This is a genomic window from Sphaerisporangium sp. NPDC005289 (assembly GCF_040607455.1).
In the GTDB taxonomy this organism is placed as follows: Bacteria; Actinomycetota; Actinomycetes; order Streptosporangiales; family Streptosporangiaceae; genus Sphaerisporangium; species Sphaerisporangium rhizosphaerae.
Genome location: NZ_JBEXGS010000009.1, coordinates 119,683 through 132,664, shown reverse-complemented (window position 1 = coordinate 132,664; position 12,982 = coordinate 119,683). Strand labels below are relative to the sequence as shown.

Annotated in this window: 10 protein-coding genes; 5 read left to right on the top strand and 5 right to left on the bottom strand. The window is 74.1% G+C overall.

What is annotated here, in order from left to right; translation table 11 throughout:
* Positions 1-90: 90 nt before the first annotated feature.
* From ABZT47_RS17905 to ABZT47_RS17895, 3 genes are all read left to right on the top strand, one after another.
* On the top strand, positions 91-1,533 hold the full coding sequence (locus tag ABZT47_RS17905; RefSeq protein ID WP_354842703.1) for a histidine kinase: 1,443 nt from the start codon (positions 91-93) through the stop codon (positions 1,531-1,533).
* The gene (locus ABZT47_RS17900; protein ID WP_354842700.1) at positions 1,530-2,198 is read left to right on the top strand and encodes a response regulator transcription factor; all 669 of its coding nucleotides are present in this window, start codon (positions 1,530-1,532) and stop codon (positions 2,196-2,198) included. The genes ABZT47_RS17905 and ABZT47_RS17900 overlap by 4 nt, the downstream gene beginning before the upstream one ends.
* A 301-nt stretch (positions 2,199-2,499) precedes the next feature.
* A complete protein-coding gene (locus ABZT47_RS17895) occupies positions 2,500-3,465 on the top strand; it encodes a serine hydrolase (RefSeq protein WP_354842697.1) in 966 nt (321 codons plus the stop codon).
* Positions 3,466-3,537: 72 nt separating this feature from the next.
* Here the strand turns inward: ABZT47_RS17895 and ABZT47_RS17890 are convergent, their stop codons facing one another.
* A complete protein-coding gene (locus ABZT47_RS17890) occupies positions 3,538-4,476 on the bottom strand; it encodes a putative protein N(5)-glutamine methyltransferase (protein WP_354842694.1) in 939 nt (312 codons plus the stop codon).
* Positions 4,477-4,728: 252 nt separating this feature from the next.
* Complete coding sequence (locus ABZT47_RS17885) at positions 4,729-5,469, bottom strand: metalloregulator ArsR/SmtB family transcription factor (RefSeq protein ID WP_354842691.1); 741 nt, start codon at positions 5,467-5,469, stop codon at positions 4,729-4,731.
* 115 nt (positions 5,470-5,584) lie between these two features.
* Between ABZT47_RS17885 and ABZT47_RS17880 the strand changes: the two genes are divergently transcribed.
* Entirely contained in the window at positions 5,585-6,802 is a 1,218-nt protein-coding gene (locus tag ABZT47_RS17880) for an MFS transporter (RefSeq protein WP_354842688.1), read from the top strand.
* Positions 6,803-6,928: 126 nt separating this feature from the next.
* On the opposite strand, the gene ABZT47_RS17875 is transcribed toward ABZT47_RS17880, so the two are convergent.
* Complete coding sequence (locus tag ABZT47_RS17875; RefSeq protein ID WP_354842686.1) at positions 6,929-7,825, bottom strand: M23 family metallopeptidase; 897 nt, start codon at positions 7,823-7,825, stop codon at positions 6,929-6,931.
* A gap of 242 nt (positions 7,826-8,067) precedes the next feature.
* Here ABZT47_RS17875 and ABZT47_RS17870 point away from each other — a divergent pair, with 242 nt between their 5' ends.
* The gene (locus ABZT47_RS17870; protein WP_354842684.1) at positions 8,068-11,178 is read left to right on the top strand and encodes a BTAD domain-containing putative transcriptional regulator; all 3,111 of its coding nucleotides are present in this window, start codon (positions 8,068-8,070) and stop codon (positions 11,176-11,178) included.
* Here ABZT47_RS17870 and ABZT47_RS17865 read toward each other — a convergent pair.
* Positions 11,124-11,639, bottom strand: a complete 516-nt coding sequence (locus ABZT47_RS17865) for a VOC family protein (RefSeq protein ID WP_354842682.1) — start codon at positions 11,637-11,639, stop codon at positions 11,124-11,126. The genes ABZT47_RS17870 and ABZT47_RS17865 overlap by 55 nt on opposite strands.
* An 88-nt stretch (positions 11,640-11,727) precedes the next feature.
* Positions 11,728-12,894 carry an ROK family transcriptional regulator gene (locus ABZT47_RS17860; protein ID WP_354842679.1) on the bottom strand — a complete coding sequence of 389 codons (1,167 nt, stop codon included), beginning with the start codon at positions 12,892-12,894 and terminating at the stop codon, positions 11,728-11,730.
* Between the last annotated feature and the right edge of the window lie 88 nt (positions 12,895-12,982).

The following is a 12,982-nucleotide window of genomic DNA, read 5'->3' as shown; positions in this document are numbered from 1 at the left end:
GATCGTCCCTCCCCGGCGCAGGGGATCCGGCGGTCGTTGATCCCTCTTGCGAGGGAGGTCTTTTCCGGGCGCGAAACGGATACTTGCCGCATGGCAATCAGCCGATCATCGTTGTCCGCGGCCTGGGCCGGGGCGCGGCCGCCGGTCGCGGACGCGTCGCTCGGCGGGGTGCTCGCGGCGGTGTCGCTGCTCGCCCTGGTGCTGCGGGCACGGGCCGAGCACATGCCGCCGCCCGGCCCGGCGGCGGTCGTGCTGGTGCTGCTGATCACCCTGCCGTTGGCCTGGCGCCGGCGCCACCCGTTCTGGGTCAACCTCGCAGTGGGCATGGGATCGGCCGTGTACGGGGCCACGCCGCTGCCCGACCTGGTCACGCCGGTGCCGATCGGCGGCGTCGTCGCCCTCTACAGCATGGCCGCGTGGTGTGAGAACCGTCGCTGGTCGGTGGCCATCGGCGTGCTGAGCGGCGGCGCGGTCATGGCGGTCGCCCTCGCCCCCGCGACCGACAGCGACGCGCTCGACCTCGCCTTCGGCGTGCTGTCGCTGGGCAGCGCCTGGGTCCTGGGCGACAGCGCCCGCATCCGCCGCGCGTACACCGCCGAGCTGGAGGCGCGCACCGCATGGCTGGCACGCGAGCGGGACTTCGAGGCACGGCGCGCGGTGACCGCCGAGCGGGCCCGCATCGCGCGGGAGCTGCACGACGTGATAGCCCACCACGTCAGCATGATGGTGGTGCAGGCCGAGGCCGGTCCGGTCGCGGCCGAACGCGACGGCCTCGCGGCGGGGCGGGCCTTCGACACCATATCCGGCATCGGGCGCCAGGCCCTGGTGGAGATGCGCCGTCTGCTCGGCGTGCTGAGGGAGGAGACCGGCGACGGGGGACCGAGCCTCACTCCCCAACCCGGCGTGGCGGAGCTTCCCGCGCTGGTCGAGCAGGTGCGCAGGACCGGTCTGGACGCGACGCTACGGGTGGAGGGCGATCCGGTGCCGCTGCCGGCGGGGGTGGACCTGTCGGCCTACCGCATCGTGCAGGAGGCGCTGACCAACGTGCTCAAGCATGCCGGTCACACACGAGTGCGGGTGCGGGTCCGGTACGACCAGGACGACCTGCGCGTCGAGGTCCGCGACAGCGGATCCGGCGACGGGCGTCCCGTTCCGGACGACGACACGGCCGGTGGACGCCCGGTCGCGTCGGAGGGGTGTTCCGTCCTGGACGGCGCTGCGGCCGGTGGAACGGTCGCGCCGGGCGGGCCTCCTGTCCTGGACGGTCGTGGTACGGCGCGGGGGCCGGTCGCGCCGGGCGGGCGTCTCCTGCTGGATGGCGGTGTGGCCGGGGGGTCGGTCGCGTCGGACCGAAGCGCGGCACGGGGCGCGGGGGACGGCGCGGAAGGACTCGGCCAGGCCGTGGCGCGGGGGCACGGCCTGGCCGGCATGCGAGAGAGGGCGCAGCTGTTCGGGGGCGAGCTCACCGCCGGGCCGGGCCCGGGCGGCGGTTTCACGGTGGCGGCGCGGCTGCCGATCGGAGGGACGCGGTGAGCATCACGGTCGTCGTCGCGGACGATCAGGAGTTGGTGCGGGCCGGGTTCCACATGATCCTCGACGCTCAGCCGGACATCGAGGTGGTGGCCGAGGCGGCCGACGGCGCCGAGGCGGTCTCGGCGGCCCAGCGGCTCAGGCCCGATGTGGTGCTCATGGACATCCGGATGCCCAGAATGGACGGGCTCGAGGCGACCCGCCGCCTCGCAGGACCGGGCGTCGCCTACCCGGTCAAAGTGCTGATGCTCACCACGTTCGACCTGGACGACTACGTCTACGAGGCGCTGCGGGCCGGGGCGAGCGGCTTCCTGCTCAAGGACCTGCGCCGGGACGACCTGGTCAACGCCGTGCGCGTGGTCGCGGCCGGCGAGGCGCTGCTCGCCCCTTCGGTCACCAGGCGGCTCATCGGCGAGTTCTCCCGGCGCCCGCGCCCGCCCGAGAAGGCCCCCGCCGTCCTCGGGACGCTCACCCCCAGAGAGCGCGAGGTGCTGCAGCTCATGGCACGGGGAGGGTCGAACGCCGAGATCGCGGCCGGCCTGGTCATCGGCGAGCAGACGGTGAAGACCCACGTCAGCAACATCCTGGCCAAGCTGTACCTGCGCGACCGGGTACACGCGGTGATCCTCGCCTACGAGATCGGCCTCATCGAACCCGGAACCGCGTGACCGCCGCGAACTCCCACGCCCGTACCCGTCGGGCTCGGCTCTGCTGACATCCGTACGCGCAGGGTTGGCTGTCCTGGGGTCCGTACGTGTCGGGTTGGCTGTCCTGGGGTCCGTACGTGTCGGCTTGGCCCCCCGGACGCGCGCTTGTCGGCTTGGCTGTCCGGTCGCAGGGTCACTTGAGCGGCGCCGGGTCGGAGGGTCGGGGGTACGGCGAAGTCGGCGCCGGCGTACGGCGAGCGGCCCTGCGTACGGCGAGCTCGAAGGCTGGCGGTATTCGGCGAGAATGGCGTAGAACTGCCCGATGAGCAGTGAGACACTTACCGGCCGCCTCGCGCGGGCCGTCGAGCAGGGACGGGTTCCCGATCTGCACGCCGTCATCGCCGTCCACCGGGGCCAGGTGATCCTGGAGCACTACGGAGAGGGCGAGGACCACCTTCTGAACGAGCCGCTCGGCCATGTCCGGTTCACGCCGGACACCCTCCACGACGTCCGTTCGGTGACCAAGAGCATCGTCTCCCTGCTCTACGGCATCGCCCTGGCCGACGGCCGGGTGCCCGAGCCGCACGAGCCGCTGCTGCGGCACTTCCCCGAGTACGCCGACCTGGCCGAGGACCCACGGCGGTCCGCGCTGACGGTGGGGCACGCGCTCACCATGACCCTCGGCCTGGAGTGGAACGAGAACGTCCCCTACACCAGCGCCGCCAACAGCGAGATCGCGATGGAGATGGCCCAGGACCGCTACCGGTACATCCTGGAACGGCCGGTCGCCGAGGAGCCCGGCACGCGGTGGACCTACTGCGGGGGCGCCTCCGCGCTGCTGGCGAGGCTGGTCGAGAAGGGGACCGGGGCGAAGATCGAGGACTACGCCCGCGCCAGGCTGCTGGAGCCGCTCGGCGTCACCTCCTTCGAGTGGTCGACCGGCGACGACGGGGTGGCGCTGGCGGCCTCCGGCCTCCGGCTGACCGCCCCGGCGCTGCTGGAGGTCGGGCGGCTGGTCCTCGACGGCGGGCGGGACCTGGTGCCCGCGTCCTGGCTGGAGGTCGCCACACGCCCGCACGTGCGGATCGACGAGGGCTTCCACTACGGCTACCAGTGGTACGCGGGCGACGGCTGGACGGGCGGGTTCGGCAACGGCGGCCAGCGCCTGTACGTGTCATCGCCGCTGGACCTGGTGGTCGTGGTCAACGCCGGGCAGTACAACGTCCCCGACCAGCCGACCGCCCAGGTGGTCCTGGACGAGGTCATCCTCCCCGCCGTCCGCGCCTGACCTCGCCCGCTCCTTCTGGCCGGCCGGTCCCACCGGCGTGCCGTCCGTCCGCGACCGGTGCGCCGTGGGGTGTCAGGAGGGCGGCCTCGTGGCGATGACGACGGTGGCGGAGTACTCGTCGGAGGTGGCCACGCGCGCGCGCAGCCCCGCGCGTTCCACGGTCTCCACCGCCCGGGACGCCTGGCGTTCGCTGGTCTCGAACAGCAGGTGCCCGCCCGGCCTCAGCCAGAGCGGCGCGCCCGCGGCCACCCTCCGCAGGACCGCGAGGCCGTCGGCGCCGCCGTCGAACGCCATCCGCGCCTCGTGCAGACGGGCCTCGGCGGGGAGCAGGTCGATCGCGTCGGTGGGCACGTAAGGCGCGTTGGCCAGCAGGACGTCCACGCGTCCGCGCAGGGTGGGGGGAAGGGGCGCGTACAGGTCGCCTTCGTAGACCCGGGCAGGCCCGGCGAGCCGGGCGGCGACCGCGGCGACGTTGCGGCGGGCGCAGGCCACGGCGGCGGGGTCGATGTCGGCCGCGTGCAGTTGCGCGCGCCGCGCCGTCACGGCCAGCGCCACGCCCAGCGCGCCCGAGCCGCAGCACAGGTCCAGGATCACCGCGTCCGGCGCGGTGAGGGTCACGGCCTGGTCGACGAGGAACTCGGTGCGGCGACGTGGGACGAAGACGCCGGGGTCCACGGCCACCCGCAGTCCGCGGAACTCCGCCCAGCCGAGGACGTGTTCGAGCGGCAGCCCGGCGGCACGCCGGTCCACCATGGCGGCGACGCCGGCGGGCGTCGTGGCCGTGGCGAGGATCAGGCTCGCCTCGTCCTCGGCGAACACGCATCCCGCCGCTCGCAGCCGGGCCGCGACGGCCACCGCCGAGCCGGGGTCACGGCCCGCGGCCGGCCCGGCGGCCAAAGGTGCGGGAGCGGTCGCTGGACGCACGGCGGCGCCGGCGAGGCCGGGGATGAGGGGGGCCGTGGAGGGGGCGACGGCGGGGGAAGGGGAGCGGTGCGACGGTGAAGCCGACATGTGAGCCTTTCGGGGATGCCTCGCGGGCGCTCCCGGGCTCACCTACACCGTGCGGATCGCACGACCTGGAGCAGGGAGCGCCCAACCGGGTACAGCGGTAATGGGGCTCACCTCCTAGGTCGGTCCACCAATGCGGACGGCACCACTATATGCGTCATTCCATGACCTGGCCTCCTCTTGGGGCCGGTTCCGACCCGGGTTTCGGTCCGCGACTCGGTGCGCCCGCGCCGCTCCTGCTCGCGGTGTGGCGGCTCAGGAGGAGTTCGCCGGGGCGGTCCCCGGTGTGAAGGCGGGCAGCAGGGCGGGCAGGACGGCGGCGCCGTGGGAGGTGACGGTGAGCTCGCGGGTGCCTTCGCGCGCCTCGATGAGACCTCGTGCGACGAAGGCGTCGAGCACGGCCTTGCCCAGGACGCCGCCCAGGTGGGGCAGGCGGTGGACGCGGTCGAGGCATGCCGTGGCGAGCTTGCGGCGGCGGGCGTCCACGGCGTCCAGGTCGACGCCGAGGTCGGCGAGGAAGCCGGCGCCGGCGCCGAGGGTGAGCGCGCTGTCGCGCCCGTCCGGGGGACGCAGGGCGCCGCGTTCGACGAGGGCGCCGAACACCGCGACGCCGAGCAGGCCGGCGGCGTGGTCGTAGCAGGTGTGGGCGATGTCGTCGGCGGTCGCGGGGCGGCCGGGGCGTACGGCGAGGTCGGCGTGCGCGTACCGGGCCAGCGCGGTGAGCACGTCGGCGAGCCCCGGTGAGGCGACCTGGTAGACGGCGTGCCGACCGGTGTGCTCGACGGCGACCAGCCCGGCGGCGCGCAGGCGGGCGAGGTGGTTGCTCATGCGCGGCGCGGAGACGCCGAGGACGTCGGCGAGCTGGCTGAGGGTGTGCGGGCCCTCGGCGGAGAGCAGTTGGAGCGCGGTGAGCCGCACCGGGTCGGCGAGTTCACGCGCGAGAGAGACGACCGAGGCCAGCACCGGCTCGCGCGCGTCCACCCATCCGCCCCTCATCGTCCCTCCCCGTTGCACGATACCACTATTCACCAAGTCCTGAATGGTGGTTGTCCGGACGGCCCGCGGGTCGTTACATTCACCCTTAAGCGATTCGTGAAGGGTGGTTGGTGGAATGGTGCTGACGCCGACGACGCAGGCCGCCGCCGAGACCGCCGGGCTGCGGCGGCTGCTGTGGGGGAGGGGCATCTCGGCCCTGGGCGACGGCCTGTGGTTCACCATCTGGGCGCTGTACTTCACTCGCATCCTGCATCTGTCACCCGCTCTGGTGGGCCTGGCCATGGCCGCGGCCGGCGGCGTGGGCCTGCTGACGGCGATGCCGCTCGGCGCCATGGCCGACCGGTACGACCCGCGCGCCATCCTCGTCGCCGTGACCCTCCTGCGCGGGGCCGCCATGGCCGCCTACACGCAGGTCAGCGCGCCGTGGGCGTTCGTCCTTGTGACGGTGGTCTTCGTCGCGCCCGCCAACGGGGCCTCGGCCGTCCGCACGGCCCTGGTCGCGGAGCTGGTCACCGGCACCGAGCGCCGGGTGGGAGCCCTCGCCCGGCAGCGGGTGGCCCAGCACGCCGGATACGCGCTCGGCGCCGGCGCGGGCGCGGTGGTGCTCGCGACGGACCGGCCGTCCGCCTACCTGGCGGCCATCTGTGGCAACGTGCTCAGCTTCGCCGTCCTGGCGGCGCTGACCGCCACCATCGCCCCGCCGCCGGGGCCGCGCGCGGCGCGCGAGCCTCGCCGCGGAGTCCAGGTCGTCCTGCGCGACCGTCCCTACCTGGCCGTCATCGGCGCCACATCGATGCTGTCGCTGTGCTGGGCGATGCTCGCGACCGGCCTGCCGTTGTGGATCGCGAACTTCACGCGCCTGCCCCTGTCACTGAGCGGAGCGGTCGTGGTGATCAGCTCGGTGGGCATCGCCGCGTTGCAGGTCCTGGTCACCCGGTTCACCGGCACCACCGCCCAGGCCGCGCGCACCGTGGTCTGGGCGGGCGGGTCGCTGGCCGTGAGCTGCGTGCTGCTGGCGACCACGGCCGGGCGCGCCGGCGCGGTGGCGATCGGGGTGGTGACGCTCGCCGCGCTGTTCCACGTGGCCGGCGAGCTGGGGTACGTCGGCGGCGGCTGGGGCCTGTCGGTGGAGTTGATGCGCGAGGATGCCCGGGGCGCCTACCAGGGGGCCTCGGAGGCGGCGACCGCGACCGTGCAGATGTTCGCGCCGGCCGTGTTCACGCTCGCGCTCACCGGGCTCGGCGCGACCGGATGGCTGCTGATGGCCGGGGTCTTCCTCGCCTGCTCCGCGCCCGTCCCCGCGCTCACCCGGTGGGCCGTGCGCACCCGGTGACCCGTCGTCCGCAACCCTTCTTCGACGGGCCGTCCGACCTCGCCGATCCGCCTCCAGGCCGGCTGCCCGTGCGGGCGGAAGGGGCCGGTCCGGTGCCACCGGACCGGCCCCCGAGCCGGCGTCCGGTCAGCCGCAGTGCTCGAAGGGGCTGTCGTAGGCGGAGGACCCCGCCTTGCCGCCCCACTTCACGCAGGTGTCGGAGGCGGAGGCACGGACGGGCCCCGCGTAGTAGGCGAAGGCGCCCGAGTCGGTCACCCGGCTCTTGCCCTGGACCTCCAGATAGGCGGAGGTCGTGGTCGCCGAGCCGACCGACGCCGTCTTGATCGTGGTCACGCAGTTGTTGCCGTTGGAGGTGTTGTAGAGCAGGTAGACCCTGCCCGCGCTGCCGAGGGCGGCGGAGTCGATGACGCTGTAGCCGCTGCCGCAGACCTCCTCGGGCGAGTAGGGGTTGTTGCTGCCGGAGCAGTTGTGCGAGGTCAGGGTCTGCGCGGGGTAGCCGAAGGTGACGCCGTTGAAGACGGCCTTCTGGATGTTGGCCGGGTAGGAGGTGTCGGTCGTGCGCACCTCGTAGTGCAGGTGCGGCGAGATGTTGTTGCCCGGCTTGCTGGTGTTGCCCACCTCGCCGATCTTCTGTCCCTGCGAGACCTGCGCGCCGACGCCGACCGAGCGCAGGCTCAGGTGGGCGTAGTAGGTCGACCAGCCGCCCCCGTGGTCGATCTTGACCAGGTTGCCGAAGCCGTTGGTCGATCCCTGGTGGGCGGAGATGACCACCGTGCCGGCGGCGGCGGCGACCACCGTGTCGCCGTAGTCGGCGTCCGCAGTACTGCCGCGGTTCCAGTCGATCTCCCACGACTGGTGGGCGCTGCTGCCGCTGGAGTTGCCGCTCCACGACTGGTTGCAGGGGAAGGGCATCTGGAAGTTCGGGCGGGGACCGGCGGCGCTCGCGCCCGGGGCCAGCGCGACGCCTCCCGCCAGGCTGAGCAGCAGGGCGGCGCCCGCCGTCAACAATCCTCTGAGGTTCATGCGGATCCTTTCTCGCAGTTCCGGCGGGTGGCGCCGACGACGGCTCGGCGGGGCCGGTTTCGGGATACTCGGGAGGAAACTCCGAAGGACCGTCCGAGGTGTCGGAGGCTCGGCTCCTTCGCTTCGCGTACAGCGTCCGGATAAGCCGTATAAGAAACGTCCAAAACGGATACAAAGAGATCCAGAGCTTTGAGTGACCGACCCGGTGAAGCGGGTGCAGAGTCTCAAAGGAGCAGGCGGGCATGACGACTGATCGGCCCACATTCAGCGTTCTCGGACCTTTGGACGTACGGCTCGGCGGACGGCCTGTACGCCTCGGCGGCACCAAACCGCGGATGCTGCTCGCGACTCTGCTGCTCCACGCCAACCGCGTGGTGGGCACCAGCCACCTGATCGAGGTGCTGTGGCCGGAGCGCCGGCCGCGCTCGGCGGTGGAGAACCTGCGGACCTACGTCAGCTCCCTGCGCGCCGCCCTCGCCGAGGCCGCGCCCGCCGCGGCCGATGGGGGGCCCGCCGGAGAGCCGTCGGCGGAGGAGGCGGCGTCCTGCGGGGGCGGGGCCGTCATCCGGGCCAGGCAGTCCGGTTACGTGATCGACGTGTCCCCCGGGGACCTCGACCTGCTCGCCTTCGAGCGGCTTCTCGCCGAGGGTGGCCGGGCGCGGGCCGAGGGCCGCGCAGCCGAGGCCGCGGACCTGCTGTGCCGGGCGCTGTCCCTGTGGCAGGGCACTCCGCTGGACGACCTGCCGGGCAGCCCGCTGTGGGAGGGCCGCCTGTCGCCGCTGGCCGAGACCCGGCTCACGGCGGCCGAGGAACTGCTGGCCCTGCGGGTGTCCCTCGGGCAGTACACCGCCGCGATCGGCGAGCTGCGCGTCCTGCTGGTGGAGCATCCGTTCCGCGAGAGCCTGTGGCGGCAGCTCATGCTCGCGCTGCACTGGAGCGGACGCCAGGCCGAGGCGCTGCGCGCGTACGCCACGGTCCGCGACCGGCTGGTGGAGGAGCTCGGGGTCGAGCCGGGCGCCGAGCTGCGCCGCACCCACGCCGCCGTCCTGGCGGGCGTCCCGTCTCCCGCCGGGGAGCCGTCCGGCGGGCGGGTCGCCGAGGTGGCGGGGGAGCCGTCCCTGTGGCGGCTGCCGCCCGACATTCCCGACTTCACCGGCCGGACGGCGGACGTCGCCACGCTGGTCGACGCGCTCGCGCCGGACCGGGCGGCGGGCCCGCCGGCGATCACCGTGGTCGTCGGACCGCCAGGGGTCGGCAAGTCAGCCCTGGCCGTGCATTGCGCGCACGCGGTACGCGACGGCTACCCCGGCGGGCAGCTGTACCTGGACCTGGGCGGCACCACCCCCGCGCCGGCCGACCCGGCCGACCTGCTCGCCGAGGCGCTGCGCGCGCTGGGCGTGGCCGAGGGCGCGCTACCCGCCGGCGTGCGCGAGCGTTCGGCCCTGTACCGGTCGCTGCTTGCCGGACGCAGCGTCCTGCTCGTGCTGGACGACGCGGCGGGCGCCGCGCAGGTGCGTCCTCTGCTGCCGGGCGGCGGCTGCTCGGTGCTGGTCACCAGCCGGCGCAGGATCACCGAGCTGCCCGGGACGCTGCAGGTCGAGCTGGACGTGCTGACGCCGCCCGAGTCCGAGGAACTGCTCGGCAAGATCGTGGGCGTCCAGCGGCTGGAGCGCGAGCGGGACGCGGCGGCGGCCATCGCCCGGTCGTGCGGCCACCTGCCCCTGGCCCTCCGCATCGCCGGGGCGCGCCTGGTGGCGCGGCCGGGGTGGCCGCTGCGCCTGCTGGAGCGGCGGCTGGAGGACGAGGCCCGCAGGCTGAGCGAGCTGCGGGTCGGCGACCTCGCCGTCCGGGCGAGCGTGGAGCGGAGCTACCGGCTGCTGCCCGAGGACGCCGCGCGGGCGTTCCGGACGCTCGGCCTGCTCGGCCCGCGCTCGCTGCCCGCCTGGGTCATCGACGCCGCGCTCGACCGGCACCACGCGGACGAGGTGGTCGACGACCTGGTGGACGCCAACCTGCTCCAGCTCGTCGGCGGCGACCCGGCCGGCCGGCCGCGGTACCGGCTGCACGACCTGATCCGCTGCGGCGCGCGGGAGAAGGCCTACGCCGACCCGCAGGGGCTCGCGCTCGGCCGGGTCGTCGGGGCGTGGCTGGCGGTGGCCGAGCGGGCCACCGCGCGGCTGCCGACCACGGTGTTCGGCCTGATGTCGCCCACGGCCACCCGCTGGGAGCCGGCCGACGCCACCGTCGGGCAGATCGGCGCCGACCCGCTGTCGTGGTTCGACACCGAGCGGGAGGCGCTGGTGGGGACGGTGCGGCTGGCCGCCGACGCGGGCATGGCCGACTCGGCGTGGGGCCTGGCGGCGTCCCTGGTGCCCTACTTCGACCTGCGCGGGCACTACGACGCCTGGCGCGGGACCCACGAGATCGCGCTGGAGGCGGTGCGCGCCAAGGGTGACGCGCGCGGCGAGGCGGCGCTGCTGCGCGGTCTCGGCCAGGTGTACCTGTACCAGGACGGGTACGCCGAGGCGGCGGAGATGTTCCACCGGTCCTACCAGCTGTTCCGGCGGCTCGGGGACGGCAGGGGCGAGGCGATCGCGATCTGCGGGCTGGGCGCGGTGGACCAGATCCGCGGCGAGCGGCTCAGGGCGCTCAGGCGGTTCCGGCAGGCGCTCGGCATGTTCCTCGGCATGGGCGACCCGGCGGGGGAGGCGTACGCGCGGCAGGCCATCGGCAAGGTGTGCCTGGAGTCGGGCGACCTCGCGGCGGCGGCGCGGTGGCTGGACGAGGCGCTGCGGCTGGCCCGGGCCATCGGCGACCGCCACCGCGAGGGCTGCGTGTTCAACCACTTCGGCCGGCTGCACGACCTGGCCGCCGACTTCGACCGGGCGACCTCCTACCAGGACCGGGCGCTGGACATCTTCGAGAGTCTCGGCGACTGCCACTGCGCGGCGTACGCGATGCAGAGCCTCGGCAACCGCCGCGCGGTCCGCGGTGAGCGGGTGCGCGCCTCGGCGCAGCTCGAACGGTCACGCACGATCTTCCGGCGGCTCGGCGACCGCAGCGGGGAGGCCAGCGCGACGCGGATGCTCGGCGAGCTGCACCGTGCGGCCGGTCGCGCCGACCTGGCCAGGGACTACCTGCACCAGGCGTTCACCCTGCAACGCGCGCTGACCGCGCCGGACGCGGGGTCCGCGGGCGATCCGGCGGGTCAGCGGGCCCCGGTGGACGTTGGAACCGTAGGCGATGCGGCCGGTCAGCGGGCCGCGGTGGACGTTGGAACCGTAGGGGATGCGGCGGGTCAGTGGGCCGCGGCGGTGGAGATGCCGACGCCGCCGCGGGTGTCGCCGCCGTAGCGCCGCTTCTCGCCGGCGATGTCGAGCGGTCTGATGCTCGATCGCGCGGCGATCGTCTCGGGCGTGAGCAGCCCGGCGGGCACCAGCCAGGAGACCTCGAACTCGATGCCGTCGGGGTCCTTGGCGTACAGCGCCTTGGTGGTGGAGTGGTCGGAGGTGCCGACCAGCGCGCCGAGGTCGCGCAGCTTGGCGGCGATCTCCTCCAGGTCGTCGAGGGTCTCGACCTCCCAGGCCAGGTGGTAGAGGCCGACGGTCGCCCGCCCCGCCTCCGAGGCCCCGGCCTGCGGACCGATCTGGAACAGGCCGAGGTCGTGGTCGTTGTTCGACGCGGGGGCCTGCAGGAAGGACGCGCCGGGGAAGCCCATGACCACGCGGAAGCCGAGCGCCTCCTGGTAGAAGGCGACGCTGCGCTCGACGTCGCGGACGTACAGGACGGCGTGGTTGAGACGGTGGACCGGCATGGCGCCTCCAGTAGCTTGAACTCTCAAGTAAGCATACCTCGCATATGGTTGAGAATTCAACTATCGACTCGTCAAATAGATGGGCCCATCAGTGATGAGGGGCGAGCAGGTAGGCGCCGGGGTCGGCGATGATGCGCTGGAGCACCTGACCGGCGGCGCCCAGCGCCGCGGCGTCGGCCCCGACCTGCGACACGACCACCGCGGGGACGCGGGCGCGCATCTGCCCGAGCCGCTGGTGCAAGGTCTCCTCCGCCGGCCCCGACACCCACGGGAACAGCGGGGCGAAGATGCCGCCCAGCACGATGGTGTCCGGGTCGAGCAGGTTGACCGCGCTGCTGAGCGCGACGCCGAGCGCCGTCCCCGCCCGCTCGCAGGCGGCCAGGGCGTCGCGGTCGCCGGCCCGCAGCCGGGCGACCAGCGCGGACATCTCCTCGCCCGGGGGCAACAGGGCGTCCTGCCCGGCGTACCGTTCGAGGCACCCCGAGCCGCCGCACCGGCACTCCGGGCCGTCCGGCGCGACGACGACGTGGCCGAGCTCGCCCGCGTATCCATGCGCGCCCCGGAACAGCGCCCCGTCGACGACCAGGCCCGCGCCGATGCCGATCTCGCCGGAGACGTGCAGGAAGTCGCCGAGCGCGGCGCCCGAGCCGAACCACAGCTCGCCCAGGGCGGCGAGGTTGGCCTCGTTCTCCACCAGCACCGGAAGCGGCAGCCCCAGGGCGCCCGCGACCGCCACGTCCCGCCAGCCGAGGTTGGGGGCGCGGTGGACGTTGCCGGTGGACCGGTCGACCGGGCCGGGCAGGGCGACGATGCCACCGGCGACCGACAGCCCGAGCCCGGCGGCCTCGGCCAGCACGGACGTGGCTAGTGCGCGCAGCCGGACGATCACGTCCTCGGGAGAGGCGGCGCGGTTGTCCACAGCCTGTGCACGGAGCAGCCGCACCGTCCGGCTGAGATCGACGACGCAGGCCGCCAGGTAGTCGACGTTGATCTCCAGGCCGAGGGCGGCCACGCGGTGCCCGCTGAGGCGGACGGCGACGCCCGGCCGCCCCCGCTCGCCGTCCCCGACCGTGCCGGACTCCACGGCCATGCCCGCGTCGATGAGGTCCGCGACCAGCTTGGACACCGTGGTCTTGGACAGGCCCGTGGCCTCGGCGAGCGCGGCGCGCGTCAATGGCCCCCGGCGGTCCAGTGCTCCGAGGACCACGGCGAGGTTCCTCGCCCGCATCGCGTCATGCCGTACGGCCTGGGTCATCGACAGGTCTCTCCGGTACCGATCACAGCCTCCAGTGTGGTCCGGTGAAGTGGCTCGGCGGTCCCTCTTGACCTCGGGCGGATCCGGG